Consider the following 26,544-nt stretch of genomic DNA (forward strand, 5'->3'; position numbering starts at 1 on the left):
CTCTCCTACGCCACTGCTCTGCGAATAAAAAAGCCTTCGATACGGTCTTTGAACATGTGTTCAAGCGCACCAGAGAACAAAATAACCAAACCTTGAATCACGATAACGATCTCAGGAGTGATAGTTGGAATTTCAAACGCCAGCTCAGAACCACCTTGGTATAAAGCACCAAACAAGATGGCCGCCATAATGATACCAATAGGGTGGTTACGTCCCATCAAGGACACAGCAATACCAGCAAAACCATAACCAGCAGTAAAGTTGAGCAGCAAACTGTGGTTAGCCCCCATAATTTCGTTAACGCCAACAAAGCCTGCTAAACCACCTGAAATTAACATCGCCCAAATAGTAACTTTGGCGGTATCAATACCTGCGTATTTCGCAGCAGTTGGATTCGTTCCCAGAGTCCTTAATTGGTAGCCCCAACGGGTGTGCCACAACAAAGCCCAGACTAAAACACAACAAACCAATGCCAGTACAAAGGCAAGGTTTAATGGTGCGTAACCAATATCAATACCAAGAGGAGCCAGAATATCGCTGAGGTGAGGTAACCATGCACTTTCTTCGAAAGTACGGCTGTTCGCTGCCATACGGCCTTCTTCTTTTAACCAGTTCACGATGAGGTAAACCATTAAAGAAGACGCAATAAAGTTAAACATGATGGTGGTGATAACAATGTGGCTACCACGACGAGCTTGCAGGTAAGCAGGCACATAAGCCCATGCTGCACCAAAAGCCGCGGCACCTAAAATGGCCAATGGCGCGATAATATACAAAGGCATAGTGTGATCTAGGGATAAACACACAAGACCCACACCCAAACCACCGATGTAAGCTTGCCCTTCACCACCTATGTTGAACAAGCCACCTTTAAAAGCGACAGAAACCGCTAAGCCAGTAAAGATAAGGTTAGTAGCGTAATACAAGGTATAAGCGATACCTTCGTTATAGCCAAACGCACCGTAAATTAGAAAACTTGCCGCTTCAATTGGGTCTTCACCTATGGCTAGGATAACCAAACCTGAAACAACAAAAGCCAACAGAATATTGAGGAAAGGAATAAGCGCAAGGTTCACCCAAGCAGGTACTTTTGCCTGACTCATGCGGATTCTCCTTTTTGATTTTCTTGCTCTTCTTTATTGAAGGCATTCGCCATCATCAAACCTAGCGTACGTTCGTCTGCGTCTTTAGCGTCTAACTCACCGACAACCGCACCATCAAACATCACAATAATGCGATCACTTAGTGCCATAATTTCGTCCAATTCTACCGAGACTAGTAAGATTGCTTTTCCTGAGTCTCTTAATTTCACTATCTGTTCATGGATATTTTCAATTGCCCCAATGTCTACACCTCGTGTTGGCTGGCCAATCAAAAGGATGTCTGGGTTTTGCTCTACTTCACGAGCGATAACAATTTTTTGCTGATTACCACCAGAGAAGTTGGCGGTTTTTAAATGTGGGTTTGGTGGACGAACATCCCAATCCGCCATACGCTGGTTACATTCGTCTATCATCACCTTGCGGTTCATCAAGACTTTGCCGTTGTAGTCTGAAGAATTGTGGTAACCCAATACAGCCGCTTCATAAGCTTCAAAGCCTGTTACCAAGCCCATTTTATGTCTGTCTTCTGGCACATGTGCCATTTTCAAGCCACGCATTTGGGCCGCATCTTTCGGTGCTTTTGCGGTGATAACTTGGCCTGCAACATGTAGCTCACCTTCTGTCATAGGCTCAATGCCCGACAGCACATTTAGCAGCTCACTTTGTCCATTGCCAGATACACCAGCAATACCAACAATTTCACCGGCACGTAACTCTAAATTGATATTTTTCAGGCGCTTTACACCTTGCTTATCGTACTGAGAAATATTTTTAGCCGATAAGAAAACATCGCTTGGTGTCGCTTCGTCTTTATCTACCGTAAGACGAACTTTTTTACCTACCATTAATTCCGCTAGCTCTTCTTTGCTTGTCTTAGCGGTTTCACGGTGGGCAACCATTTGTCCTTGTCGCATGACAGAAACATTGTCTGTCGATGCCAGAATCTCACGCAATTTGTGCGTAATAAGCAATACAGTAACGCCTTGCTCTTTTAGGGCATCCAAGATTCTAAATAAATGATCGGCTTCTTGCGGGGTTAACACACCCGTTGGCTCATCAAGAATCAGAATACGAGCACCACGATATAAGGCTTTTAGGATCTCAACACGTTGCTGTAGACCAACAGGTAAGTCTTCCACTATCGCATCAACATCAATGTCTAAGCTGTATTCTTGGGCAAGTCGTTGTAATTCAACGCGAGCGGTTTCAACACCCTCTTTTAGCAAGGCTCCACCCTCAGCACCCAAGATGACGTTTTCCAGAACGCTAAAGTTTTCCACCAACATAAAGTGCTGATGCACCATACCTATGCCTGCGTTAATCGCATCTTGTGAGTTATGGATATCAATACGCTTTCCATCGACTTCAATGTAACCCGTATCTGCTTCATAGAAGCCATAGATGATACTCATTAGTGTCGATTTACCTGCACCGTTCTCACCAATAATGCCGTGAACTGTGCCTGCTGGAACTTGCAAACAAATATCTTTGTTGGCTTGAACCGCCCCAAAGCGCTTGCTGATATCTCGCAACTCAATTGCGTATGGCGTTGTGTCTGTAGTCATATCTGTATGTCGTTATCTGCTGAAGTGAAACACTAAAAGTCCATTTGGAAACAGCTCAAAATGAAAATTCTTGATGTTTTATAAACACTCAATATCACCGACTAAAAACTATTCAGAATAGCTTAGTAGGTGAAAACATTTACACAAAAAAAACAGCTATTCACCCTAGGCGAATAGCTGTTTCTATTTTATGTCTTAGTAAGTACAAGTACTGTCTGACATGTAGTCATGCACTTTAATGTCACCACTGATGATTTTGCTGCGAATGTCTTCAACTTTCGCTTTCATCTCAGCGGTTACAAGGCTTGCGTTGTTGTCATCAAGAGCCCAATCAACACCGCCTTCTGCTAAACCAAGAACAACGATACCTGATTTCCAAGTACCCATTTCAGCATCTTTGTATGTGTTGTACGCCGCTTGGTCAACACGCTTAACCATAGACGTTAGCATAGTACCTGGCTGGATATGGTTTTGGTTGGAATCTACACCAATCGCAAATTTACCTTCGTCTTTTGCTGCTTGGTACACACCGATACCAGTACCACCTGCTGCTGCGAAGACAACGTCAGCGCCTTGAGAGAATTGGCTTTTCGCAAGTTCAGAACCTTTAGTTGGATCGTTAAAGGCAGCACCTGTAGAACCCGTCATGTTTTGTAGAACCGTTGCGCTAGAAGATACGTATTTAGCACCTTGCTCGTAACCACAACCAAAACGACGAATTAGAGGGATATCCATTCCACCAACAAAACCTACAGCATCTGTTTTAGACGCCATTGCTGCCAATGCACCAACAACGAAAGAACCTTCATGCTCTTTAAACACAACAGACTGAACGTTTGGTAGGTCGATTACACCATCAATGATAGTGAACTTAACATCTGGAAAATCTTTCGCTACTTTCTCTACTGCTGACGTCATGTTAAAACCAACAGAAACGATTGGAGAGTAACCACGAGTCGCAAGACGACGAAGACCTTGTTCTACCTGAGCTTCATTCTTTGGTTCAAATTCACGAACTTGAATTTTGCTTTCCGCTGTGTATTTTTTAACGCCGTTATAAACGCCTTCGTTAAATGATTTATCGAATTTACCAGCTTGGTCGTAAACAACAGCTGGATCTGCCGCACTAACCATAGTTGATGAGATGGCTAACGCCGTAAGAGACGCTACAAATACACCCTTCATTCCAATACCCCTTTAGTAAGTTATTCAAACCAAAAATTATAATGTTTTTACAATCTTGCCTAACTGGTCAAAATAAACCGAATTGATTAATACTGCAATCCTATATACAAAGATTGCGTTACATTTTTGCTATCAGCAGTCATTATTCCATCAAAAGTAGCGTAATTATTGTAGAACACGCCAAAACTTTCTGTTTTCTTTTTGCCAATCCGATTAATCAGCAATTTTTATACCTAAGAGGCATATTGGCCAAGCATTGAATAAAAATAATGCTAAGTTTGGCAATGGGAACAATAGACAGTGCTGCGCTGCGCCAGACGAATTTCCTTTAGAGGCCTTTCACAGCTGACACAGGGTTTATCCGCTCGCCCATAAACGGAGAGCTCTTGTTTGAAGTAACCCGGTTTACCATCACCACCAACAAAGTCTTTTAATGTCGTTCCGCCTTGCTCAATAGCAGCAGCAAGCACCACTTTAATGCACTCTACTAATACCTTTAGTCGTGCCTTACTAATATTGCCCGCCATGCGATTCGGTTTTATGCCGGCTTTAAATAAGGCTTCATTGGCATAGATGTTACCCACACCCACTACAACCTTACTGTCCATAATAAAAGTCTTAATCGGCACTTTACGACCTTTGGCTTTGTTGTGTAGAAGCTCCACATCAAACTCATCCGACAAAGGTTCTGGACCTAGATGGCTTAACAAGTCGTGAGTCGTCCAATTTTCGGTTGTCCATAAGATAGCACCAAAGCGTCGCGGGTCTGTATAACGAAGCCAATTTCCATTATCAGAAAATTGAAAATCAACATGATCGTGAAAAAGTGGCGGCGTGCCCTCTGGCACAAAGTACAAGCTGCCAGACATACCAAGGTGAATAATCAAAGTGCCCTTGGCAGTATGCACACCTATGTATTTTCCCCGTCGAGTCAGATTGATTATTTCCTGCCCAACCATGTCACTCGTTAATTCATCGGGAATCGGCCAACGTAGCTTAGGCTGGCGGATATCTATCTTTGACACAGTTCGGCCAACTAGGTTGGATTCAATACCACGCAAGGTGGTTTCTACCTCGGGTAATTCAGGCATGAAATGCTCCCACAAATAAAACGTACCATAACGAAAAACTAGCCAATATATCCACTTACCAATAGATAAAAAAAAACCGACTCAAATGAGTCGGTTTTTTTTAACAAGCTTGCAGGAAACAAAAATTATTTAATTTTCGCTTCTTTATACATAACGTGTTTACGAACAACTGGGTCAAACTTTTTCATTTCAAGTTTGTCAGGAGTATTACGCTTGTTCTTGTCAGTTGTGTAAAAGTGACCAGTACCAGCGGAAGATACCATGCGAATTAAATCGCGAGCGCCTTTAGAAGCCATGATTCAGATCCTTATACTTTTTCGCCATTGGCACGAATTTCAGCAAGAACTGAATCAATACCTTTTTTATCGATAATACGCATACCTTTAGAAGATACACGAAGACGGATGAAACGGTTTTCACTTTCAACCCAAAAACGGTGCCAGTGAAGGTTTGGCAAAAAACGACGTTTTGTACGACGTTTTGAGTGAGAAACGTTGTTACCTGTAACAGGACGCTTCCCAGTAACTTGACATACGCGAGACATAATTAAATACCTTTTGCTATCCAGAAATTGTTGGAAGTAGTTCACTTCCTCAGGCGGAGCATGGTTCCGAATGAACCAAATAAATCCCATACCGAGGATATAGCGGCGCGAATTCTCCCATAAGACCGCCCTGCAAGCAAACCTTTTGTTAAAAAATGATCAACTAGCAAACAAAACCTAGATCAGCCCCCTTTCCGCCAAGGATACTGGGGCAGCATCGCCCACAACAAAGTGATCTAACAGTCTAACTTCAACAAGATTCAGTGCATCTTTTATTCTGGAGGTAATGGATATATCCGCTTGGCTTGGTTCGGCTACACCGCTTGGGTGGTTGTGAGCTAGAATTACAGCGGCCGCATTGTACTGCAACGCTGCTTTTACCACTTCCCTTGGATAAACAGCTGCAGCATCTATGGTGCCCATAAAAAGCTCTTGGTAACGAATTAATCTATGTTGGGTATCCAGAAAAAGTACAGCGAAGATTTCTCGCTGGGAGTGACGCAATTGAGAAGAAAGATAAGCCCGCACATGCTCAGCATTATTAAATACTGTCTCTCGGGAAAGCTGTTCTTTCAGGTGACGCTTCGACATTTCCAAAACAGCCTGTAATTGGGTGTATTTAGCATCTCCCAAACCAAAACCTTTACAAAAATCTTCACGACTGGCCGACATTAGGGAACGTAATCCGCCAAATTCGGTCAATACCTGTCGAGCAAGCTCAACAGCACTAATTCCTTGTGTTCCTGTTCTTAAGAAAATCGCCAATAGTTCTGCATCACTCAACGCCTGTGCGCCCTGATGAATGAGCTTTTCTCTTGGCCTTTCTTGTTCAGGCCAGTGCTTTATACTCATGATCTACTCCTTGATCCATGATAGTCTTGCTGTAACTTAATCAGTCGCCATTAGTTAATAATGGGCTGCAATATAAAGAAGCGACTCCGTCCTCTTTATTAAACTTAATCCAATACAAAAGAAGTTGAGAAGTTTTTATGTCAGACCTAACTCAGAAACGCATTCTGCTCGGCATTACGGGTGGAATTGCTGCTTATAAAAGCATTGAGTTAATTCGCTTGCTAACGAAAGCGGGTGCAGAAGTCCAAGTGGTATTAACCGAAGGCGCAAAAGCCTTTGTGACTGAAATGACATTACAGGCCGTTTCTGGGAATCCTGTTCGTAGCACTATTCTGGATCCCAATGCTGAAGCAGGAATGGGCCATATTGAATTAGCCAAATGGGCTGATCTCATTGTGATAGCTCCAGCATCAGCAGACTTTATGGCACGCTATGCACAAGGCATGGCAAACGACTTATTAAGTACGCTTTGTCTAGCAACAGAAGCTCCTGTCTTGCTCGCACCCGCTATGAACCAAGCCATGTGGCGACATGCTGCAACGCAAGCCAACACAAAAACATTACTTAGCCGTGGCGTACTAATGGAAGGTCCAGCTGATGGAGCGCAAGCGTGTGGCGATATTGGCCCGGGGCGAATGAGTGAACCTGAAGCCATTTACATTGCCATATCAAAATATTTCCACGCTAAACAAATCCCTCAGGCCTTAGCAGGTCAACATTGGGTTATTACCGCTGGACCGACCATGGAAGCGATTGACCCTGTACGCTACATAAGCAATCACAGTTCAGGAAAAATGGGCTACGCCCTTGCGGCATCGGCAATAAGTCGTGGCGCTACTGTCACCTTAGTCAGCGGCCCAGTGCAATGCACTCCTCCCGCTGGCGTTAATTTAATAAAGGTAAAAAGTGCTGACGAAATGTTAGCGGCCTGTGAAAGTAATATGGATACACCCGCTAGCGTGTTCATTGGCGCTGCCGCCGTAGCCGATTTTAAAATGAAGACGGCAACTGACCAAAAAATGAAGAAAACATCAGACTCAGATGAAATGCAGCTCACATTGGTCAAAAATCCAGATATCATTGCCACGTTAGCGCAAGATAAGCGCGCCAACATCATGGTGGGGTTTGCCGCAGAAACGCAGAATGTAATTGATTACGCTAAAAGTAAATTGGAACGTAAAGGGCTCGATATTATTATTGCTAATGACGTGTCCCGCGCAGACATTGGTTTTAATCAAGATGAAAACCAAGTTACTGTCATTACTAAACAAACATCTTGGGAACCTGCAAAAGCCGCTAAAAGTGAACTAGCGAATCAGCTAGTCGACTTCATTTGTCAGCATTCCCAATCCACCCCATCGAATTGAGAAAAGAGAGCAGCATGAAACAAGCAATTCAACTAAAAATACTAAGCGACAAAATCGGCAACGAAATCCCAATGCCAACTTATGCCACAGAAGGTTCAGCGGGGTTAGACCTTCGCGCTTGCCTTGACGAAAGCATTGAATTGGCACCGGGCGATACCACTTTATTACCTACGGGTTTATCCATTTTCATCCAAGACCCAAACCTAGCCGCGACTATCTTGCCTCGCTCCGGTTTAGGCCATAAGCACGGTATCGTTTTAGGTAACCTTGTCGGCTTAATTGATTCTGACTACCAAGGTGAGCTGATGGTTTCCTGCTGGAACCGAGGCAAAACCAGTTTTACTATCGAACCCGGTGAGCGTGTCGCGCAGCTTGTTTTGCTCCCCGTGGTACAAGCCGAATTTGATATTGTGACTGAGTTTGAAAAGACAGAACGTGGTGAAGGCGGCTTTGGTCATACAGGCACTAAATAGCCAAAAACCTTTATCAGTCAAGTATTAAGGCCTTTAAAATGATGAGTTTTTCTCACCTTTTTAAAGGCCTTGATCAAATTCTCTAATCTTTTTGCTTCGCTAAAAAAAATATTCACTTTTAAATACCTGAACATCTATATTTTCATACAAATACTTATAGAGTATCCCTCTCGATCACGTTATTATTCCCTCTCTAAGTGGTTGCTCACACTCGCTCGCCATCACGGCTACCAGAGCTTCATTCCCGCAACCAAATAATTTTTTGTTTTTTACAGGAGCCCGTTCAACGTGCCTTTTACTCATCAATCCGCTTTAGATGTCGCTAAGGTTTTAAGCGAATCTCTTCCTTACATTCAACGCTTTGCTGGCAAAACTTTAGTAATCAAATATGGCGGCAATGCGATGACGGATGAGGCACTACAAGCAGGCTTCGCACGTGACATTGTTTTGATGAAGGCTATCGGTATTAATCCGATTGTTGTGCACGGCGGTGGACCTCAAATTGGCAGCATGTTGAACAAGCTAGATATTGAATCTAAGTTCCTAAACGGTATGCGTGTTACTGACACGGCCACCATGGACGTGGTTGAGATGGTACTAGGCGGCCAAGTAAATAAAGGCATAGTTAACCTAATCTGTGAGGCTGGCGGTAAAGCCGTAGGTATTACAGGCAAAGACAGCCGTTTCATTAAAGCGAAAAAGCTTTTCGTTAAACACCAAGCAGAAGGCATGAATTCGCCAGAGCAAGTTGATATCGGCCATGTTGGTGAAGTAGCGAGTATCGATACGAGTTTCTTGAGCCTCTTCGAAAACAGCGACCTTATCCCTGTTATTGCACCAATTGGTGTTGATGATGAAGGCAATTCGTACAACATCAATGCAGATCTTGTGGCTGGTAAAGTAGCTGAAGCGGTTGGTGCAGAAAAGCTTATGCTGCTGACTAATATTTCAGGCGTACAAGATAAAGAAGGCAACGTCTTAACGGGCCTCAGCACAGCTCAAGTGGATGCTTTAATTGCTGATGGAACCATCTATGGTGGCATGCTGCCGAAAATCAGTTGTGCACTATCCGCTGTTAATGCAGGCGTAACAAGCTCGCATATTATTGATGGCCGTGTACCCCATGCCACGCTTTTAGAGATTTTTACCGACACAGGTGTTGGTACCTTAATCTCAAACACTAACGCCGAATAAAAGAACATTCACAAATATAGTAGAACGCTGGATACGATCATGACGAATAAAAAAAATGACCGCCGTACACAGATATTACAAGCCCTTGCACAAATGCTAGAAAGCAGCCCCGGTGCACGCATCACAACAGCTGCCCTAGCAAAACAAGTGGGCGTGTCTGAAGCGGCTTTATATCGCCATTTTCCTAGCAAAGCCAAAATGTTTGAAGGTTTAATCGAGTTTATCGAAGAGACTCTATTCACTCGTATTAATCGCATTGTTCAGGAAGAAAGCAATGTGCTTACTCGTATTGAAATGATTCTAACCTTGGTTCTTGGCTTTGCAGAGCAAAATCCTGGTATGTGCCGCCTATTAACGGCAGATGCTTTAGCGGGTGAAACGGAGCGTTTACGGGTTCGTATCGCGCAAGTTTTTGATCGTATTGAAACACAGTTAAAACAAATTATTCGCGAAGCCGATTTAAAACAAGGTCTACGTCCAGCAATGGGTATTGTGCCATGCTCAAACTTTCTGGTTGCGATTATCGAAGGGAAAATTCGTCACTACGTGCGCAGTGAGTTTAAAGTAAAGCCGATGGACGTATGGCAAGACCAATGGACGGTTTTGGCACAAAACTTGATGTTGAACAGATAAATAGCATCGATAAGGCTTAGAAAAGACTCTAAGCCTATGATTTAGCACTGTTTTAGATGCCGTATTGCTCACGATAAGCTTTAACTGCACCAAGATGTTCCGCGAATTCAGGCGCATCTTGTTCTGCTAAATAAGTCATAATATCGTTTAAAGATACAATGCTAATAACAGGCATTCCGAAGTCACGCTCTACTTCTTGGATTGCAGATAACTCGCCTTGGCCTCGTTCTTGACGATCCAAAGCAATAAGAACACCAGCTGGCGTCGCTTGAGCCTGCTGAATGATCGCCATAACTTCTCGAATCGCGGTACCAGCGGTAATAACATCATCAATAATCATGATGTTTCCTTCTAACGGTGCTCCGACAAGAGAACCACCTTCACCGTGAGACTTTGCTTCTTTACGGTTAAAGACATAAGGTGTATCAACATCATGGTGATCATACAAAGCAACAGCTGTAGTTGTTGCCAGTGGAATGCCTTTGTAGGCAGGGCCGAACAGCACATCGAATGGAACAGCAGACTCCATAAGAGATGCAGCATAAAAACGGCCTAATTTCGCTAACGCTTGACCAGAATTAAAGAGTCCAGCATTAAAAAAGTAAGGGCTAATACGGCCCGATTTAAGAGTGAATTCGCCAAAACGCAGTACATTTTGCTCAATTGCGAATTCGATAAAGTCTCTTTGGTAAGGTTTCATGCCAACTCCAGAAAGATTAGTAACACATAACAAGGCGTCATCAATAAAATAATGCATTGCTAAAATAAGATGGGCGTTAATATAACACACTAGTAGGAATTGTAGGGACCAGAAATGAAGGTCATAAGCCTTAATGTAAATGGTATAAGACAAGCCGCCGATCGTGGCTTTTTTGAATGGATGGTTCGTCAGGACCCAGATGTAGTATGCCTACAAGATATTCAAGTAGACGAACGCACACTAAGCGACAGCGTGTTCTTTCCGTCTGGGTACAACACGTATTTTTTTGACTCTATGGAAGACCCAGATCAAGCAGGCGTCGCAATTTATTGTAAAACCATGCCTAAAGCTATTATGACAGGCATGGGATTCCCTGAATGTGATTTTGAAGGGCGTTTTATTCAAGCCGACTTTGAAAAAGTCAGTATTGGCTCTTTTCTAACACCCCATGGTTCAAACCATGAAGAAGCCCTACAAGACCATAAATATCGCTTCATGGAAGGCTTCAAAAACCACTTAATCAAAACACGCCGTAAGCGCCGCGAGTACATTTTCTGTGGTACAGCCAATGTTGCGCGCTCGCCTATCGACGTAAGTAGCTGGTTTGTAAACCAACGCAACTCAGGCTTCTTGCCTGAAGAACGCAAATGGATCAACGAAATTTTTAATGAGCATGAATACATTGATGCTTTTCGCCAAGTAAGCAAGCAAGATAAACAATACACTTGGTGGCCAGATTATGAACGCGCATGGAAACTGGATGAAGGTGGTCGTTTAGACTACCAGATTGCAACTCCCGGTTTAAAAAATGTCATTCAAGGCGGCAGTATTTATAAAGGCCAAAGGTTTTCAGATCATGCACCACTTATCATGGAATATGATTTAGATTAACTTCACGTCTTAATTTGTCTTAAACAAAGAAAACCCCATTAGTGATGACACTAATGGGGTTTTCTTATTTATAAGAAGACTAAAAGGCAATCAAGCGTTATCCATAGGGAAGGTTACGCTAGCTTCTGAGATTTCACTTTAAGCTTCAATTGATGCATACCACCAGCAGGAATTTCATAAGCATTTTTCAATACATTAGCCGCTTCAACACAAACAAAGTAACGATAATCTTCATCTTCCATATCCACTCTTTGCTTAGCGAGCTCTTCACCTGGATTCCAAATCACGGTATTTGCGCAGCCATCAGCCTCAATCGTTATTTTTCTATTGAAAGTGGTGTCGTGTATTTCACAAACTTCAGGAGAGGATAAATACACTCTATCTACACGCTTATTGGTTAGCACAGGTCCATTTTGCACCTGTTCAGTATCGTCTAATTTATCTATGTAATTAGAGTTTTCAAAACCTATCACTTCAGATGTTTGGCTATCACCCACTTTAAAATAAGTATGCAAAGCTTCACTCACTTGCATTGGTGTATCAGACAAGTTTGCCGCTGAGAAGCTCACTTTAAAACCATCACCAGAAAAACGAAATACTTGTCTTAATTCAAAAGCTTGAGGCCACATTTCTTCAATCAGAGGATGATCTTCAGAGGCAAGGCGAAGCACAATTTTCACATCACCATCTTTAAAGCGACCTGCTTCTATAAATTCCCAACGAAAGTATCGGGCCAAACCATGAGTAGGATAGTCGTCATGTTTGTCGTTAACAGCAAACCATGGCCAGCAAACAGGAACACCAAAATGTCGACGCATAAAACGCCCCTCACCACCCTCATTTGCAGATTGAAACAGTAAGTCTTCTTGACCTGCGGGGATAAAGCTTTCTAGATGACCACCCCACAAAGCAATGACAGCAGTAAACCCCGGCTGATTTATGATGATTTCATCGCATTTTTTCAAGCTTGCCGGACGTATTTCGCCACCCAGCTCTTCCAAGTCTGCCATTAACTCACAGTTCATTCACAACTCCGATACCTATATGTAATGTGCACATATTAGCTTTTGTTGACTCAATTACAACATAGAATGCTTATAACGAGAATTCATCAAAGCAGATAGTCCTTACGAGGATAAAAGAAAATACTGACCACTTTAAACGAAAAAAGCCACTAATACTCTGTCATAAAGCAAAAGTGGCTTAGAAAACTCACAATAATTATTTGGATATGGCAGATGCCAATCGCTGTAATCTTGAATTGGCAGTGGATAGCGCCATCTTGTTAACGGCAATATCCGTTACATCATAGACCACCAAACACAGTTGCTTGATCGTACCATCTGGACTAGAAACAGGACGAATCATCACATTCTGATACATCTTATCGGCAATCCCAGTAATAGGACGATAACTCTTAAAAGGGAAGGTATTTGGGTGTTGTTCCCAAGAGACAAATATTGGCGTTTTTAGCTTAAGAACATTATCTAACTTTTGGTTAAACCAATTAGGATCTATGTCTGGAAACAGAGACAACAGAGCTTGTCCTTTCGCAATGGAAGAACTAATACCACTGTGATTTTCCATAAAGCTGTTCCACAGGTGTACCTCATAATTTGCATTAAGTACGACCAACCCCACATCAATATGGTGGAGCATATCAAACATCCAGTGAAAATCTTCAAAACCGTCAGATTCACTCATTACTCATCCTCAACCAAAAACGATAATAGATTTTCCAAAGTAGGCACCGACTCTTCTGTAAACAATAGCAATAGGTCGCAATGGATATCGTAATTTTCAACTTCATAGACAATTTCAACCGCTAGCGTACGTTTCCACAAGGCTTTCTTAGCATTGATAAGGTCTTTAATCTTAACGTGCTGACCTAGTACAACAGGGTGACCATGGCTAAAGTCGATATTCAATTGTCTACCAAATGCTTCCATAAAAGGGCCTACCAAGATAGACGAAGCATCCATTAGTAGTTCTGTTTCTACTGTTCTATTAATTTCTTCTGCTACGCCTAGCAGTTTCGCCATATCGGGGAAGCTCGAATCATTAAAGATCAACAAAGCTTCAAAGGCGATGCCTGAACCGACAAAGCCACGAGAAACCGCCGAGCAACTTTCATCTTTTACGCTATGATCAAGCGCCATTTGCAGCTCGCCAACTTCCAGTACATTAACTTTTGGGACAGGCAATTTAACAAAGACATTTAGCATATTAGCAAGCACACTCGCCGCTCGCCCCATAGCCACGTTTGAAATTTCTTGTAGACCTTCATTTAAAGTGAACTGCTCAGCCGCTGTTACAACTTCTGGCGCGGTTTGAGTCGCTTTTTGCCCTTCTGAAAAGAGTCCTAGAGCAATAAGAGATTCACGGAGGTCGTCTGCAGTAGCAGGCTTTTTCTGGAAGGCAATGGCTCCCATTTCTTTTACACGGGCAACAGCTTGCGGTTGTACATCACCTGAAACAACAATAACCTTTGGTGATTCTTCGAAAGACTTAAGCGCTTCTAATGTTTCGTAGCCGTCTTTCACTGGCATATTTAAATCTAGGAATAAAATATCAAAACGGCTAGATGACATAACATCCAAGGCTTCTTGGCCGTTTTCAGCAAACTCTACTTCTACATCCCAATCCGTAGGAAGTATTCTAGATAGTTGCTTTCTAGCTACTTTGGAATCATCACAAATTAATACTCTAGTAGTCATTCCCATTCTCATCTGATTAAAATATCACCAATATTTCATATGATATTCGATACAAGCCCCCAGAAAAACCTTAATGTTACTGGAGGCACTGTTTTTATTTCATATATGTGTCAAAAAGTACTTTTTTATTTACAAAGCAGATACTCATACGAAAGAAAGTAACGCATTAGCTACAAGACTTTCGTCATACTTATCTTTCTTTGATCTGATTAAAGGTGTTTTCACTAGAGTCACGTTCAAATCAGATAACACCTTCATATCAATATTGCCGTAGTCATAGCCTTCATCTAGTAACAGGTAATCTAACGTAGAAGACGCACCACATGGTTCATCAACATCAGCCATCACCACACCCACTAAACGCTTTACTCTTTCAGTTAAAGATAGACCCTGCTGTTCAGGATCAAAACCTAAATTAGGTAAATACACTTTTGGGTTAGGGTTTTGACAAATAGCACGACCTACCCCTGTAGGCAGTAGATTTGCGACCAAGCTACTGTAGAAACTACCCGGCGGATAACAAATCAAATCTGCATTCTCGATTGCTACTCGCCTGTCATCCGCAATACTTTGATTAATAGGTTTTATGTCTTTTAGCCCTTTGTTCAGCCAGATAGATTTTATAGGACTTGTCAGCTGATCGGTTTCTTTTCCTGTAATGTTATGTTGACCAAGGACAATTTGACTGTCTTCTAGCTCAACGCCCAAATGAAAATCGGCATCTAATACTGTTTTCACATCCCCTAACGTTTTTACTAAGCGAGAAAATAAGAAAACTATAGGGTCTAATTGTTGGCCATTATTTAGGTAACCACCCGCCATAATCAAATTACCTATGCTGGCACCACGCAGGTCGAATTCTTCGTTCATTTTGGCCTTAGTGACCGCGAGCTGAGTTTGGATCAAAGACTTGATAGGGTTAGGAATGGTTTCAATAAGCGGATGAACACCCTCTACCATTTCTTGTAACTGCTGCCACAGTAGGGAAAGACTGTCCGTTTTGCTAAATCTGTGGGTAAACAAAGCATAGACCTCATGCTGGCCCAGTACTGTTTCATCCGCTAACGCCATTAGTCGACTACGTAAATCACCCACTGCTGGAATATGAAACTCCGCCCGTAAACGTGCAGAGCTGCCACCGGAATCGAAGGGAGTCACTAAGTGAATGGAATTATGCGTGTAATCTTTGAATACTCGACTTATCTTATTCAAAGCCGAGCCACCACTAAAGAAAAGAACTTTGGGGCCCTGTTCCGGCAATCTTCTATAACGATGAGCACGAATATCGTCAGGAACGATCAAGCGCCGAAAGGTTCGTGAAGAACTCACCATTAAACTTTACCTCATCCAGAGAGTAGTAATAAATATTAGCAAAAAAGTATGCAATATCAACATTATACGCGTATTTCGATCACCTTTTCATGGCAAGTGATCTATTAGGTGGGATTTAGGCATAGAAGTAGATTAATGCCGGCTATGTAAGCACCTCCACTTCATCATAATGTTAATGCTTAGCGGGGCTTCTTTTGGACAGAAGGTGATTCACCAACTCAGCAAAACCTAAGCCGCCGGGCTGGTTGGTTTGATAAGAAGGCAAATATTGCATTTTTGGCAGATGTTCAACGATGTTTGCAACACCGACGCTTAATGGAAATTGAGCAAACATACTTTCATCATTAGGAGCATCACCGACATAGAGTACGTTTGTTTTTTGCTCTTGATCACTCAACCCATATTTCTGGTTAAGAACTCGCTGAGCCATAGCGAATTTATCGTACCCTTCAGAGCAAATATTGATATGAATCGAACTGGCTTTGGCATTCAGGCCAAGCCTAAGTAACTCCGTCAAACAAGCTTCTTTTTCTTGTAACGCAGGTGGACTAACATCTTGCGCGTAATCAATTGCAACATCGGTGAGACGGTAAGACTGATCTCTCGCTAAAGTGAGTTGAGGGAAACGTTCTAGAATAGGAGACACTTGCGCTAACAGCCGAGCTTGCTGAGCACGCATGTCTGATTCGTTTTCCCAGAATTGATAAGTTAGGCGACTATCGGGCGCTTTATGGATAAAACAAGCTCCTCCTTCCGTGATAACGACTTCGACAGGTAATACTCTTGCCATCATATCCGACCAGCCAGCACAGCCGCCAGTGACTGGAATCACTTTAATACCTAGCTCAGCAAGATCACTCAAAGCCTGATGCGCAGCAATGGGAAGCAGCCCCTGCCAAGTTAAGGTGTCATCAAAGTCTGTCAAAATAAAATCAATATTCTGACATATCTCAGGCGTAAGATTCGATATATCCTGAAGTCGCACCATACTTTAAACACTTTCCATCATTGTTAAATCGCCTGTAATACCTCGGCCATTGTAGGTTTACGAATCTAGTAACGAAGCAAACTTCGTTGGATCATCAGTAATAATCGCATCCATTCCCCACAACCAAAGCGGCTCAACCACATTAGGGTCATTCGCTGTAAAACAAATAAGTTTATAGCCCGCCGCTTTAATCTGCTGTGCTTGAGGTTGAGTCAATCGCGAATAAAGGCAGTGCACACTATAGGCTTGTATGGCTTCCGCCTGCTCTTGCCAGTTTTCAGGAATATCATCATAAAGAGGCGCTAAATGCCGATAACTATCAATCTCATAACACAGCTGCAACGCGGCATAATTAAAGCTGGAAATAATGAGTTTATCTTCGTCTTGCCAGTAATCTCGCAATGTCGCCATTACCGCAGGGACAATATTTTCAACATCATTAGCATCATGCTTAATTTCAAGGTTCAACCCCAAACCAAGTGCCTGAATACACTCTAATGCTTCCAACAGAGTAGGCACCTTTTCTCCTGCAAACTCCGTAGAAAAAGATGAACCTGCGTCCAATAATGCCACGTCAGCCGGCAGTGCTTTACGTATTGGCCCTGAACCATCAGTACAGCGATCTAACGTATTATCATGAAAAATCACCAATCCACCTTCATTAATTAAAGACACATCAATTTCAACCCAAGTTGCACCCGCCTCAGCCGCTGCCCGAATAGAAGCCAAGGTATTTTCAGGTGCTAATAGTGCAGCGCCACGGTGGCCTATTACCTTAGTGTCGATCATCTTCTCCCCCTTATTAACTCTCTGACAACCTTTGTTCTGTTTCAGCGTTAAATATATGCCAGTGATGCTCTGGCACGGTTAACCACATGAGGCTATTAATTTCGGGTGTGTGTGGTCCAGATAAACGTACAACCAACGGAGTAGATGCTCCGTCGCTTTGCTCTAAAACACCATGAATTAATGTCTCAACACCTAAAGACTCTACCGCCTGTATGCGCATAGCAAAATCAGCATCATTTTCATCCGACACTTCTAAGTGCTCAGGACGAATCCCCCACACAAGCTTACCTCTAAAGTCATGTTCAAAGGGCAAGGTTAGCTGCTCAGACAACTTTATTCCTTGATCGTTTAACTCAGCAGGTAACAAATTCATCGAAGGGGAGCCAATAAAAGCGGCAACAAAAGGCGTTGCAGGTTTGCTATAAAGCTCCATTGGCGTACCTATTTGCTCTGCCTTCCCTTTGCTCAACACCACCAAACGGTCTGCTAACGTCATCGCTTCCACTTGGTCATGAGTCACGTACAAAGTGGTTGTACCAAGTTTGCGTTGTAATTGCCGAATTTCGATACGCATTTGTACTCGTAATTTGGCATCCAAATTCGATAGTGGTTCATCAAACAAAAACACTTTAGGGTCTCGAACCATTGCTCGCCCCATGGCAACTCGCTGACGCTGGCCACCAGACAATTGCCCTGGTTTACGCTGCAATAACGCTTCCAATCCAAGCATATTAGCAACGTTATTCACTTTATCATCGATAACATTTTTGCTCTCGCCACGGTTTTTTAAACCGTAAGCCATATTGGCGTACACCGTCATATGCGGATAAAGTGCATAGTTCTGGAAAACCATGGCGATATCCCGATCTGCAGGTTCTTTCTCATTAACCCTTTGACCTTTGATCATCATGTCACCTTGAGAAATACTCTCTAAACCCGCCACCATTCGTAGCAAAGTCGACTTACCACAACCAGAAGGCCCAACTAGTACAATAAATTCACCCTCTTTTATAGTGAGGTCGATACTTGGAATCGCGTGAAAGCCATTAGGGTAAGTTTTACCAATCTTGTTTAAAATAATATCTGTCATAACTTATTTCTCCGCGTCCACTAAACCTTTTACAAACAGCTTTTGCATACCAACAACAACCGCTATCGGTGGCAGCATAGCCAACAAGGTAGTGACCATTACTCGGTTCCATTCAACATCACCGTTATCTACGGATAACATTCGTTTAATACTCATTACCAAGGTGTAATAGGCGTCATCTGTGGTCACTATCAATGGCCATAAATATTGGTTCCAGCCATAGATGAACATGATGACAAATAAGGCGGCGATGTTCGTTCTTGATAGCGGCAACAGAATATCGAAGAAGAATCGAATCGGGCCTGCACCATCGATGCGAGCCGCTTCAACTAGCTCACCGGGAATGCTCATAAAACATTGTCTAAATAAGAAAGTAGCTGTAGCGCTCGCAATCAAAGGCAAGGTTAAGCCAGCGTAGCTGTTCAACATATTGAGATTCGCTACAACCTCGTAAGTAGGCACAATACGCACCTCAACAGGCAACATAAGAGTGATAAAAATCACCCAGAAACATAGGTGTCGAAAAGGAAAACGAAAGTAAACAATGGCATAGGCAGACAACAGTGAAATCAGAATTTTTCCAATCGTGATACCCAGAGCCATAATCAGAGAATTCAGCATCATGTACCACACAGGCACATCAACACCACTGCCAGCATTATCAAACAGCACACTGCCCCAGTTTTGCAAAGCTTGATCACCAAACCAAAGCGGTATGTGCCCAGCTCCAAAAGCCGAAGTCGGATGAGTCGATGCCACCAAGGCAACCCAAACGGGCAAAGCCACAAGCGCAATGCCAAATAACAAGGAAAGATGGCTTACAAAGGTCAGCCAAGGACGATTTTCTATCATTAGTATTCCACCTTGCGTTCAATGTAGCGAAACTGAATCACCGTCATAATGCCAACTAAAAACATAAGCACCACGGATTGAGCGGCAGAACCACCAAGGTCTAGACCAATAAAACCATCACTAAACACTTTATAAACCATGGTTGCTGTACTTACACCGGGGCCACCTTGTGTTGTTGCATCGATAACACCGAACGTGTCGAAGAAGGCATACACCAGATTCACCACAAGTAAGAAAAAAGTAGTGGGTGATAACAATGGAAAAACAATGGTCCAAAAGCGTTTAAAGGGAGTGGCACCATCAATTGACGCCGCCTCAATTAGTGAACGAGGGACGGCTTGGAGGCCTGCTAGAAAGAATAAGAAGTTGTAGCTAATTTGTTTCCATGTGGCGGAAATCACGACCAAAATCATAGCTTGATCGCCATTCAAATAATGATCCCAATTCACTCCTAGATATTTCAACCAGAGCGCAACAGGTCCCATGCTTGGGTCAAATAAAATCCACCACAATACCCCAGCCAATACCGGAGCGACGGCATAAGGCCAAATAAGCATAGTTTGATAGGCAAGCTTGCCGTGTATTACCCTGTCGGCCATCACAGCTAACCAGAGAGCAATCGATAATCCTAAAAACGCCACTGAAAAACTAAACACTAAAGTGACTAACATGGATTCGTAATAAATAGGGTCACTAAATAAACTAATAAAATTGTCTAGTCCAATGAAGGTTCGACTCAAGCCAAAAGGGTCTTCTTGGTAAAATGCTTGTTCAAATGCTTGTTCAGCTGGCCACAAAAAAAAGATAAAAGTGATCACCAGTTGCGGCAATAGCAGTAAATAAGGCAGCTTTTTATGGGGAAAATACACAGACATTTAGAGGTATTCCTCGCAGTACTTTAAGACAAAAGCCCTTACCCAATAAGGGGTAAGGGCTTTAGGGAGCTAATTACTATTAATTCGCTTTTTCGAATTTACGTAATAAAGCATTACCGCGCTTAACTGCAGAATCTAAAGCTTCTTGTGCTGTTGTTTGACCACTCCACACACCTTCTAATGACTCATTAATAATGTCACGAATTTGCACGAAGTTACCCAAACGAAGACCCTTAGAGTTTGCAGTTGGTGTCGTAGAGGTCATTTGAATAACACCTGTTTCCGTACCTAGGTTTTTCTCATAATAGCCTTGGCCTTTTGTTAAACCATAAGCGGCGTGAGTAATAGGTAGGTAGCCAGAGAACTGATGCCAATCTGCTTGCACATCTGCGCGAGATAAGAAGCTTAAGAAGGACGCAACACCACGGTACTCTTCTTCAGAATGGCCTTTTAGAACCCACAAAGAAGCGCCACCAATGATGGTGTTGTTTGGTTTTTCAATTTTACTTTCCCAGTAAGGTAGCTGAGATACACCAAAATCAAAGCTTGTATTGCGCTTCATACCTGCATAGCCAGCTGAAGAACCCATGTACATAGCGCATTCTTGGCTGTAGAACTTAGGTGCTGAATCACTACGACGACCCGCGTAGCTAAACACACCACTCTTCTGCCACTCACTCATTTTTTGGATGTGTGCAACTTGAGTTGGACCGTTAAATGCAAACTCAGTATTCATACCGCCAAAGCCATTTTCTTCTGTGGCAAAAGGCACATCGTGACGAGCACTAAAGTTTTCTAGCTGAATCCAAGACTGCCAAGAAGTGGTAAAACCACAGCTCACGCCATTTTTTAGTAACTTCTCAGAAACTGTCTCCATTTGCTCCCACGTTGTTGGTGCAGAGCTAATACCCGCTTTAGCAAACAATTCTTTGTTATAGAAAAGCACTGGTGTAGAGCTATTGAATGGCATAGATAAAATATTGCCATCAACATCAGAGTAGTAACCTGTTACAGAGCTTAAATAATCAGATGCCTTAAACGGCTGTCCAAAGTCACTCATTAACTCATACACTGGGTAGATAGCGCCTTTTGCAGCCATCATACTCGCCGTACCAACTTCAAAAACCTGAACAATGGCAGGTTGTTTTTTTGCACGGAAAGCCGCGATTGCCGACGTCATTGTTTCCGTATAGTTACCTTTATAAACAGGCTTTACAGTATATGCGCCCTGTGACTCATTAAACGCTTGGGCGATTTCATTTACCTTTTCACCATTCGCTCCACCCATTGCATGCCACCATTCAACTTCCGTAGCAGCAAAACTTACACTGGCAATAGACATGCCGATAACAACTGACGCCAACTTGAAACTCTGCATTTCCGTGCTCCTTGTAACTAAGATTCATTTAATAAAGAAAGCAGCAGTATAGGAGGGGAATATGTCACTTTTGTGTAGCAATTACTGCATTAAAAAGACAAAGGAAAAGAGTGAGAAATAAAACATTTTTCAGTGAAGGTAAAGCTGAGCTTAATCATTGAGTTAGCGAAGGCGAAGGCTTTGGGGGGAGGCAAGAACATAAATTTCAGACATAAAAAAACCCGCTAAAATAGCGGGTTTCTTTAATATGGTGCCCAGAGACGGAATCGAACCGCCGACACGAGGATTTTCAATTTCTAATTTAAATCCATAAAACATAAATTTTTAATGCGTTATCTATTAAAATCAATAGGTTAATTTAATTTCACCTATAATTTACGCATAATACTTAATCATCGTGAAAAATTAAGAGTACAGGCCTTCATTAAATCACATGAAACCAAAACGCTTCCGGACCTTTTTAGCTATTTCTGCGCGCTTAGTATGCTCGTCACATCTATTATGGAGGTCTTGATACTCACAAACAAGGTAACGTTTATCAGTCAATAGTGAGTATGTTTCCTTTTCACATTCTGCTCGATCTCGTACACAAATATCCATTAATTCCGGTTCCATGTTAGATGAGTTGTTCCCTCCGATATCAACATAGCCCCATTTTCCGTCTTCAATCATTTTCTCCACTTCTTTTGAATGGAGGTAATGTTTGTGGACAAATGGCGCAGCACCTACCGTCGCTGCACCTAACAACGCACCTAAGAAGAAAATACTCAGCCCTTTTCTCATTTTAGCCCACCTTTACTTTAAAATTGGCTCTAGCCATGCAATGATCGTTCGCGCACGTTGGATAGATGCATCACAGGTTGAGTTCTCGGCAATCTTTTTTGCTTCATGTAAAGCCATCATAACGCCTGCTCTGGTAGCCTTCTGCTCTTCTCTAGTTATAAAATCTTCTTCATCATAGACCTCTGGTGATTCAACTTTTATGAAAGTATGAGGAGGCTCATGATAAAGACCTGTTACACGCTGTGGCATCCAATCATCGCCAATCACTAACTCAGCATCAAAGGGCACGCTGGCATCTAATTTTTTAAGCTTTACTAAGAACTCTGAAGTTTTCATAACTGCGCAATCCCCTTCTAAAAGAATTTTTAAAACTATAGCTACATTTAAAAACTTAATTGAATATATATTTCAACACTTTAGAGTATCATATACCCAGATATTCTTTTGCAGTACGCAGTTTTCTGAAGCTCTACCCTCACATTAATTTAAGCTCATCAACACAATATTCGGTGTTGCTGGTTTTACAGGTACGATAGCCCTTCTTTCTTGGGAGAACTTAGGCGTCCAGACATAACGTCACTCAAGAAGTTATATCCTTTCAATGTTACTTTTGACCCCTTCATGAACCCTAGGTAGTTCATATCTTCAATGTACCTTCCATCTAAATCAACAGCATAACTATCAATTAAATCCATTACTTTTATTTGGTCTAAATCGAAAAAAGCTTCAGAAGAAATAAAGTTTGGAAGAAAACCTTCTATGTAAACAATCAAGTTAGACATTATTTTTTTTTCTTTATTTGTCAAAATACTGTATGAAGATTTATCTCTATTTTTTATATGCTCTAACTGATCTTCCTTTCTCCGAAGTTCATTAAAAACTGAATTCAACTCAGAATCTTTAGCTCTCAACTTTTTCTCATTTTCTTTTAAGCTAGCCAGTATACGGTTCTTCTCGTCGTCATGAATATTCGCTCTGGATATCAAGTCTTGGATAATTCCTTCCTGCTCAGATATCACCTGATCTTTCTCTTTTTTAACAGACTCAATTTCTTCTTTTTCTTTCTCAATTTCACCTTCTTTGCTCTCGATATCATCAACGACACGTCTATTGCTTTCATTTCTACCTTCACCACTATAAACATAATCACGGAAGGAGATATTACTGTCTTCAATGTTTTTCAAGCGCTCCCCAAACCCACTTTCAATTTTTGCTAAAAGCTGAGCTATGTCTTTGGTGAATTTATTGGTGTTGTCATAGAAGGCATTACTGGTATCGGTGGCTTTGAAATAAAACAATGATGCTAGGCCCACTGAGAAGAAGCCAAGTAATAAAGACAATAAAGTGGGAAAATCAACGGTAAGTGCTATAGGGGTTTGAAACAGCTTTACGGAGAATACACCAACTATGCTCAAGGTAGAAATAGCCTTTACCCAATCCCATAGTTTAGAGCCCCCTATACCCAACTTATCCTTTGTTTGTATTATCTCTTCTTGTTTATCCATCTTTCTATGCATTCCATCGGCGTTTGAAGTTGCTATTATCATCTTGCATTTGTCATCAAATGAAAACATTTTTACTAACTTATTTTTCTGATACCCAGTCACTTAAGAGTGTTAGAAAAAGCCAAAATTAAAGCGAGAAGCTCTTATTTAAGGGCAGACTTCCTCACTCACAGCTCACAATGACATCAATCGTGATGCCAAACTAAAAAACCACGACCCAAATACAGCAAAATTGTTAGACTTTTGCTCACCTACCAACTTTTACTACACGACAGAAATATAACAACTACACACGGAATAACGAAAAGCAATATTACAGAAAAGGAAAACAGCAGGAAGGAAACACAAGAAATCATTTATAAAACAATAACTTTAAATAAACCAATCATAAATTTCAGGCATAAAAAAACCCGCTAAAATAGCGGGTTTCTTTAATATGGTGCCCAGAGACGGAATCGAACCGCCGACACGAGGATTTTCAATCCTCTGCTCTACCGACTGAGCTATCTGGGCAAGTGGGGCGTATTATAGAGAAACGAATTTTATGGTCAACAGTTTTTTTAAAATTAATTTGTATAGGAATTAAAAACTTAGTTTATCTTGCAGTTCTGATATTATCGTTACTATATCAAGGGGATAAATCTATGCTTCACATTGTACTTTACCAACCTGAAATTCCGCCGAACACGGGCAATGTTATTCGACTCTGTGCCAATACTGGCTACCATCTGCATTTGATCGAGCCACTTGGTTTTGATCTCGACGATAAGAAACTACGCCGTGCGGGTTTGGACTATCACGAGTTTACTAGCTTCAAGCGCTACCCTGACTTTCAAAGCTTCTTAGATCAAAACACTACCGAGACCATCTACGCTTTAACAACCAAGGGTTCCCATACACACAGTGAAGCCAGCTTTAAACAGAATGATGTATTAGTATTTGGTCCTGAAACTCGGGGTTTACCAGACGACTTTATCCAAGCGCTTCCTTTAGCACAAAGGTTGCGCCTTCCTATGCAGCCAGACTCACGCAGTTTGAATTTATCTAATACTGTTGCTGTCATGGTGTATGAATCTTGGCGTCAGCTAGATTATAGGATTGAAGCAAGTGACATACAGGCAAAGTAAAGGTATCTGATGAATTCATTAGGGTTACTTCTAAGGCGAAGCAAGAGTCGTCACCAGTTTCGTAAAAAAGTACATATGCACAGCGTCAATGATTTAAGAAAGCGCTTCGCTTTATTAGCAGGAGTGATTGCTTTGCATAGTTTAGCCATGGTGTTCTTTGAGGACTTAAATTGGTGGCAAGCGTTTTGGCTTACCATGACCTCAGCCAGCACCACAGGCTACGGCGACATTTCCGCTGCCACCTTTTGGGGGCAGTTCTCAACCATTATTTTAATTTACGGCATGGGTATTACCCTATTAGCGCAAATAGCCAGTGACTATGTAGAGTACAGGCTAGTAAAGAAAGAAATGCGCATCAAAGGACGTATAAAGTGGGACGATATGCAGAATCACATACTTATCATCAATACACCTAAGAACTTACCAGAGCGTTATTTAGAACTACTGACGAATCAAATTCATATTACTCCTGAGTTTGCCGATACACCGATTCAAATTTTAAGTGAGGCTTTTCCTGATGGCTTACCCGCTAAATTAAGAGCAAACGGAGTGGTTCATCATACTGGTAATGGTCTTAGCGACAGCGCTTTGCTATCTGCAGGCGTTGAAAGAGCAAAACACATTATTGTGCTTAGTCCAGACAGCCAAGATAGTCAGAGTGATAGCCTAGTATTTGATACGCTACATAGAATTAAGGCGCTAGGCTCGCCAGCCTTTGTCTTAGCTGAGGCCATTAATGATTCAAACCGAGCAAGGTTTCGATCTGTAGGTGCTAAAGCGGTTATTCGTCCAGTACGCGCTTATCCTGAAATGCTAGTGCGCTCGCTAATTGCACCGGGAACAGAGCAGGTACTCGAGAATCTTTTCCGCCATCAAGGTGACCATACCGTTCGCTTGGATATGGAGTTAAGTGGCGTCACTTGGGCGGAGATAGTCACCACCTTAATTCAGAACAATATAGGTACAGCTTTGGGCTATGTTCAGACCAATAACGAAATCGTTACGCACCCTTCCACAGGGACAAAGATCGACGCTAAAGGCTTAATCGTTTTAGTCAACGACGATGAGGCGCTGCCTTCTATAGCAAGCATAAATAGCTTTTTCACAAAGAAGAAAAAATAGAAAGCAAATTCTAGGGTGCAAACCATCACCTTTTAAATGTATTTAGAAAAGGTGATGGTTGAATATTACAAAAGTGGGTAGTTCAGATAGTACGAGGCGATGACTTAAAGTTGACCTGTTAATGTGAGGTATTTCTCCATCAACTCTTCTTCTGTTTCCTTATGGTTTGGGTCTAAAGGAATACAATCTACAGGACATACAACCTGACATTGGGGCTCATCAAAGTGACCAACACATTCGGTACACTTGGCTGGCTCAATTTCATAAATCAGTTCACCCGGATAAATCGCCTCATTCGGACATTCTGGTTCGCAAACGTCACAGTTGATGCATTCATCGGTAATAATAAGAGACATTTTTCGCTCCTAACAAACTTTTAACATTCAGA

The 26,544-nt window shown here is 42.1% G+C and carries 29 protein-coding genes and 1 tRNA gene; 7 read left to right on the plus strand and 23 right to left on the minus strand.

Annotated features, from left to right (window positions below):
* Window positions 1-5 precede the first annotated feature (5 nt).
* From OFY17_RS02500 to radC, 7 genes are all read right to left on the minus strand, one after another.
* The gene (locus OFY17_RS02500; RefSeq protein WP_263529120.1) at window positions 6-1,103 is read right to left on the minus strand and encodes an ABC transporter permease; all 1,098 of its coding nucleotides are present in this window, start codon (window positions 1,101-1,103) and stop codon (window positions 6-8) included.
* On the minus strand, window positions 1,100-2,668 hold the full coding sequence (locus tag OFY17_RS02505) for an ABC transporter ATP-binding protein (protein WP_263529121.1): 1,569 nt from the start codon (window positions 2,666-2,668) through the stop codon (window positions 1,100-1,102). Before OFY17_RS02505 ends, OFY17_RS02500 begins: the two co-directional genes overlap by 4 nt.
* A 195-nt stretch (window positions 2,669-2,863) precedes the next feature.
* Window positions 2,864-3,853 (minus strand): BMP family lipoprotein, encoded by a 990-nt coding sequence (locus OFY17_RS02510; protein WP_263529122.1) that lies wholly within the window; start codon window positions 3,851-3,853, stop codon window positions 2,864-2,866.
* A gap of 272 nt (window positions 3,854-4,125) precedes the next feature.
* Complete coding sequence (gene mutM, locus OFY17_RS02515; RefSeq protein WP_263529123.1) at window positions 4,126-4,944, minus strand: bifunctional DNA-formamidopyrimidine glycosylase/DNA-(apurinic or apyrimidinic site) lyase; 819 nt, start codon at window positions 4,942-4,944, stop codon at window positions 4,126-4,128.
* Window positions 4,945-5,069: 125 nt separating this feature from the next.
* Window positions 5,070-5,240: a 50S ribosomal protein L33 gene (gene rpmG / locus OFY17_RS02520; protein ID WP_011978459.1), complete on the minus strand. Its 171-nt coding sequence runs from the start codon at window positions 5,238-5,240 to the stop codon at window positions 5,070-5,072.
* An 11-nt stretch (window positions 5,241-5,251) separates the two neighbouring features.
* Window positions 5,252-5,488, minus strand: coding sequence for a 50S ribosomal protein L28 (rpmB, locus tag OFY17_RS02525; RefSeq protein ID WP_263529124.1), 237 nt, complete (start codon window positions 5,486-5,488; stop codon window positions 5,252-5,254).
* A gap of 177 nt (window positions 5,489-5,665) precedes the next feature.
* Window positions 5,666-6,340 carry a RadC family protein gene (radC, locus tag OFY17_RS02530; RefSeq protein WP_263529125.1) on the minus strand — a complete coding sequence of 225 codons (675 nt, stop codon included), beginning with the start codon at window positions 6,338-6,340 and terminating at the stop codon, window positions 5,666-5,668.
* Window positions 6,341-6,477: 137 nt separating this feature from the next.
* On the opposite strand from radC, the gene coaBC reads away from it, so the two are divergent.
* The 4 genes from coaBC to slmA all read left to right on the plus strand — a co-directional run bounded on the left by coaBC (window position 6,478) and on the right by slmA (window position 10,007).
* Window positions 6,478-7,707, plus strand: a complete 1,230-nt coding sequence (gene coaBC, locus OFY17_RS02535) for a bifunctional phosphopantothenoylcysteine decarboxylase/phosphopantothenate--cysteine ligase CoaBC (protein ID WP_263529126.1) — start codon at window positions 6,478-6,480, stop codon at window positions 7,705-7,707.
* 14 nt (window positions 7,708-7,721) lie between these two features.
* Window positions 7,722-8,180, plus strand: coding sequence for a dUTP diphosphatase (gene dut, locus OFY17_RS02540; protein ID WP_263529127.1), 459 nt, complete (start codon window positions 7,722-7,724; stop codon window positions 8,178-8,180).
* Window positions 8,181-8,468: 288 nt separating this feature from the next.
* Window positions 8,469-9,374: an acetylglutamate kinase gene (gene argB / locus OFY17_RS02545; protein WP_263529128.1), complete on the plus strand. Its 906-nt coding sequence runs from the start codon at window positions 8,469-8,471 to the stop codon at window positions 9,372-9,374.
* A gap of 39 nt (window positions 9,375-9,413) precedes the next feature.
* Window positions 9,414-10,007, plus strand: a complete 594-nt coding sequence (slmA, locus tag OFY17_RS02550; protein ID WP_263529129.1) for a nucleoid occlusion factor SlmA — start codon at window positions 9,414-9,416, stop codon at window positions 10,005-10,007.
* A gap of 52 nt (window positions 10,008-10,059) precedes the next feature.
* Here the strand turns inward: slmA and pyrE are convergent, their stop codons facing one another.
* On the minus strand, window positions 10,060-10,707 hold the full coding sequence (gene pyrE, locus OFY17_RS02555; RefSeq protein ID WP_263529130.1) for an orotate phosphoribosyltransferase: 648 nt from the start codon (window positions 10,705-10,707) through the stop codon (window positions 10,060-10,062).
* Window positions 10,708-10,821: 114 nt separating this feature from the next.
* Between pyrE and OFY17_RS02560 the strand changes: the two genes are divergently transcribed.
* The gene (locus OFY17_RS02560) at window positions 10,822-11,598 is read left to right on the plus strand and encodes an exodeoxyribonuclease III (RefSeq protein WP_263529131.1); all 777 of its coding nucleotides are present in this window, start codon (window positions 10,822-10,824) and stop codon (window positions 11,596-11,598) included.
* Window positions 11,599-11,711: 113 nt separating this feature from the next.
* Here the strand turns inward: OFY17_RS02560 and OFY17_RS02565 are convergent, their stop codons facing one another.
* The 14 genes from OFY17_RS02565 to OFY17_RS02630 all read right to left on the minus strand — a co-directional run bounded on the left by OFY17_RS02565 (window position 11,712) and on the right by OFY17_RS02630 (window position 24,420).
* Window positions 11,712-12,623, minus strand: coding sequence for a D-hexose-6-phosphate mutarotase (locus OFY17_RS02565; protein WP_263529132.1), 912 nt, complete (start codon window positions 12,621-12,623; stop codon window positions 11,712-11,714).
* Between the two features lie 196 nt (window positions 12,624-12,819).
* A complete protein-coding gene (locus tag OFY17_RS02570; protein ID WP_263529133.1) occupies window positions 12,820-13,302 on the minus strand; it encodes a PAS domain-containing protein in 483 nt (160 codons plus the stop codon).
* Window positions 13,302-14,315 (minus strand): response regulator, encoded by a 1,014-nt coding sequence (locus OFY17_RS02575; protein WP_263529134.1) that lies wholly within the window; start codon window positions 14,313-14,315, stop codon window positions 13,302-13,304. The genes OFY17_RS02570 and OFY17_RS02575 overlap by 1 nt, the downstream gene beginning before the upstream one ends.
* Before the next feature lie 144 nt (window positions 14,316-14,459).
* On the minus strand, window positions 14,460-15,647 hold the full coding sequence (locus tag OFY17_RS02580) for a GAK system CofD-like protein (protein ID WP_263529135.1): 1,188 nt from the start codon (window positions 15,645-15,647) through the stop codon (window positions 14,460-14,462).
* 172 nt (window positions 15,648-15,819) lie between these two features.
* Window positions 15,820-16,635, minus strand: coding sequence for an HAD-IIB family hydrolase (locus tag OFY17_RS02585; protein ID WP_263529136.1), 816 nt, complete (start codon window positions 16,633-16,635; stop codon window positions 15,820-15,822).
* Window positions 16,636-16,692: 57 nt separating this feature from the next.
* A complete protein-coding gene (locus OFY17_RS02590; protein ID WP_263529137.1) occupies window positions 16,693-17,424 on the minus strand; it encodes a glycerophosphoryl diester phosphodiesterase in 732 nt (243 codons plus the stop codon).
* Between the two features lie 13 nt (window positions 17,425-17,437).
* Complete coding sequence (gene ugpC / locus OFY17_RS02595) at window positions 17,438-18,514, minus strand: sn-glycerol-3-phosphate ABC transporter ATP-binding protein UgpC (protein WP_263529138.1); 1,077 nt, start codon at window positions 18,512-18,514, stop codon at window positions 17,438-17,440.
* A 3-nt stretch (window positions 18,515-18,517) separates the two neighbouring features.
* Complete coding sequence (ugpE, locus tag OFY17_RS02600; RefSeq protein ID WP_263529139.1) at window positions 18,518-19,366, minus strand: sn-glycerol-3-phosphate ABC transporter permease UgpE; 849 nt, start codon at window positions 19,364-19,366, stop codon at window positions 18,518-18,520.
* The gene (gene ugpA, locus OFY17_RS02605; RefSeq protein ID WP_263529140.1) at window positions 19,366-20,241 is read right to left on the minus strand and encodes a sn-glycerol-3-phosphate ABC transporter permease UgpA; all 876 of its coding nucleotides are present in this window, start codon (window positions 20,239-20,241) and stop codon (window positions 19,366-19,368) included. The genes ugpE and ugpA overlap by 1 nt, the downstream gene beginning before the upstream one ends.
* Before the next feature lie 79 nt (window positions 20,242-20,320).
* The gene (ugpB, locus tag OFY17_RS02610) at window positions 20,321-21,619 is read right to left on the minus strand and encodes a sn-glycerol-3-phosphate ABC transporter substrate-binding protein UgpB (RefSeq protein WP_263529141.1); all 1,299 of its coding nucleotides are present in this window, start codon (window positions 21,617-21,619) and stop codon (window positions 20,321-20,323) included.
* Between the two features lie 429 nt (window positions 21,620-22,048).
* Window positions 22,049-22,402: a hypothetical protein gene (locus tag OFY17_RS02615; RefSeq protein WP_263529142.1), complete on the minus strand. Its 354-nt coding sequence runs from the start codon at window positions 22,400-22,402 to the stop codon at window positions 22,049-22,051.
* A gap of 12 nt (window positions 22,403-22,414) precedes the next feature.
* Window positions 22,415-22,738: a hypothetical protein gene (locus OFY17_RS02620; RefSeq protein ID WP_263529143.1), complete on the minus strand. Its 324-nt coding sequence runs from the start codon at window positions 22,736-22,738 to the stop codon at window positions 22,415-22,417.
* 185 nt (window positions 22,739-22,923) lie between these two features.
* Window positions 22,924-23,976, minus strand: coding sequence for a hypothetical protein (locus tag OFY17_RS02625; RefSeq protein ID WP_263529144.1), 1,053 nt, complete (start codon window positions 23,974-23,976; stop codon window positions 22,924-22,926).
* 368 nt (window positions 23,977-24,344) lie between these two features.
* Window positions 24,345-24,420: transfer RNA gene (locus OFY17_RS02630), tRNA-Phe, on the minus strand.
* Window positions 24,421-24,551: 131 nt separating this feature from the next.
* On the opposite strand from OFY17_RS02630, the gene trmL reads away from it, so the two are divergent.
* Window positions 24,552-25,034 (plus strand): tRNA (uridine(34)/cytosine(34)/5-carboxymethylaminomethyluridine(34)-2'-O)-methyltransferase TrmL, encoded by a 483-nt coding sequence (gene trmL / locus OFY17_RS02635; protein ID WP_263529145.1) that lies wholly within the window; start codon window positions 24,552-24,554, stop codon window positions 25,032-25,034.
* Between the two features lie 9 nt (window positions 25,035-25,043).
* A complete protein-coding gene (locus OFY17_RS02640; protein ID WP_263529146.1) occupies window positions 25,044-26,156 on the plus strand; it encodes a potassium channel family protein in 1,113 nt (370 codons plus the stop codon).
* Between the two features lie 104 nt (window positions 26,157-26,260).
* Here the strand turns inward: OFY17_RS02640 and OFY17_RS02645 are convergent, their stop codons facing one another.
* A complete protein-coding gene (locus tag OFY17_RS02645; RefSeq protein WP_263529147.1) occupies window positions 26,261-26,512 on the minus strand; it encodes a YfhL family 4Fe-4S dicluster ferredoxin in 252 nt (83 codons plus the stop codon).
* Between the last annotated feature and the right edge of the window lie 32 nt (window positions 26,513-26,544).

It is taken from the genome of Marinomonas sargassi (assembly GCF_025716875.1).
In the GTDB taxonomy this organism is placed as follows: Bacteria; Pseudomonadota; Gammaproteobacteria; order Pseudomonadales; family Marinomonadaceae; genus Marinomonas; species Marinomonas sargassi.

Coding starts and splice junctions, on each gene's coding strand:
- OFY17_RS02500 (WP_263529120.1), bottom strand. CDS start 1,103: ATGAGTCAGGCAAAAGTACCTGCTTGGGTGAACCTTGCGCTTATTCCT.
- OFY17_RS02625 (WP_263529144.1), bottom strand. CDS start 23,976: ATGTTTTCATTTGATGACAAATGCAAGATGATAATAGCAACTTCAAAC.
- OFY17_RS02580 (WP_263529135.1), bottom strand. CDS start 15,647: ATGGTGAGTTCTTCACGAACCTTTCGGCGCTTGATCGTTCCTGACGAT.
- mutM (WP_263529123.1), bottom strand. CDS start 4,944: ATGCCTGAATTACCCGAGGTAGAAACCACCTTGCGTGGTATTGAATCC.
- radC (WP_263529125.1), bottom strand. CDS start 6,340: ATGAGTATAAAGCACTGGCCTGAACAAGAAAGGCCAAGAGAAAAGCTC.
- OFY17_RS02560 (WP_263529131.1), top strand. CDS start 10,822: ATGAAGGTCATAAGCCTTAATGTAAATGGTATAAGACAAGCCGCCGAT.
- OFY17_RS02620 (WP_263529143.1), bottom strand. CDS start 22,738: ATGAAAACTTCAGAGTTCTTAGTAAAGCTTAAAAAATTAGATGCCAGC.
- rpmB (WP_263529124.1), bottom strand. CDS start 5,488: ATGTCTCGCGTATGTCAAGTTACTGGGAAGCGTCCTGTTACAGGTAAC.
- dut (WP_263529127.1), top strand. CDS start 7,722: ATGAAACAAGCAATTCAACTAAAAATACTAAGCGACAAAATCGGCAAC.
- OFY17_RS02590 (WP_263529137.1), bottom strand. CDS start 17,424: ATGATCGACACTAAGGTAATAGGCCACCGTGGCGCTGCACTATTAGCA.
- OFY17_RS02505 (WP_263529121.1), bottom strand. CDS start 2,668: ATGACTACAGACACAACGCCATACGCAATTGAGTTGCGAGATATCAGC.
- pyrE (WP_263529130.1), bottom strand. CDS start 10,707: ATGAAACCTTACCAAAGAGACTTTATCGAATTCGCAATTGAGCAAAAT.
- OFY17_RS02585 (WP_263529136.1), bottom strand. CDS start 16,635: ATGGTGCGACTTCAGGATATATCGAATCTTACGCCTGAGATATGTCAG.
- ugpB (WP_263529141.1), bottom strand. CDS start 21,619: ATGCAGAGTTTCAAGTTGGCGTCAGTTGTTATCGGCATGTCTATTGCC.
- OFY17_RS02640 (WP_263529146.1), top strand. CDS start 25,044: ATGAATTCATTAGGGTTACTTCTAAGGCGAAGCAAGAGTCGTCACCAG.
- OFY17_RS02645 (WP_263529147.1), bottom strand. CDS start 26,512: ATGTCTCTTATTATTACCGATGAATGCATCAACTGTGACGTTTGCGAA.
- ugpA (WP_263529140.1), bottom strand. CDS start 20,241: ATGTCTGTGTATTTTCCCCATAAAAAGCTGCCTTATTTACTGCTATTG.
- coaBC (WP_263529126.1), top strand. CDS start 6,478: ATGTCAGACCTAACTCAGAAACGCATTCTGCTCGGCATTACGGGTGGA.
- ugpC (WP_263529138.1), bottom strand. CDS start 18,514: ATGACAGATATTATTTTAAACAAGATTGGTAAAACTTACCCTAATGGC.
- slmA (WP_263529129.1), top strand. CDS start 9,414: ATGACGAATAAAAAAAATGACCGCCGTACACAGATATTACAAGCCCTT.
- rpmG (WP_011978459.1), bottom strand. CDS start 5,240: ATGGCTTCTAAAGGCGCTCGCGATTTAATTCGCATGGTATCTTCCGCT.
- OFY17_RS02570 (WP_263529133.1), bottom strand. CDS start 13,302: ATGAGTGAATCTGACGGTTTTGAAGATTTTCACTGGATGTTTGATATG.
- OFY17_RS02615 (WP_263529142.1), bottom strand. CDS start 22,402: ATGAGAAAAGGGCTGAGTATTTTCTTCTTAGGTGCGTTGTTAGGTGCA.
- ugpE (WP_263529139.1), bottom strand. CDS start 19,366: ATGATAGAAAATCGTCCTTGGCTGACCTTTGTAAGCCATCTTTCCTTG.
- OFY17_RS02575 (WP_263529134.1), bottom strand. CDS start 14,315: ATGACTACTAGAGTATTAATTTGTGATGATTCCAAAGTAGCTAGAAAG.
- OFY17_RS02510 (WP_263529122.1), bottom strand. CDS start 3,853: ATGAAGGGTGTATTTGTAGCGTCTCTTACGGCGTTAGCCATCTCATCA.
- trmL (WP_263529145.1), top strand. CDS start 24,552: ATGCTTCACATTGTACTTTACCAACCTGAAATTCCGCCGAACACGGGC.
- OFY17_RS02565 (WP_263529132.1), bottom strand. CDS start 12,623: ATGAACTGTGAGTTAATGGCAGACTTGGAAGAGCTGGGTGGCGAAATA.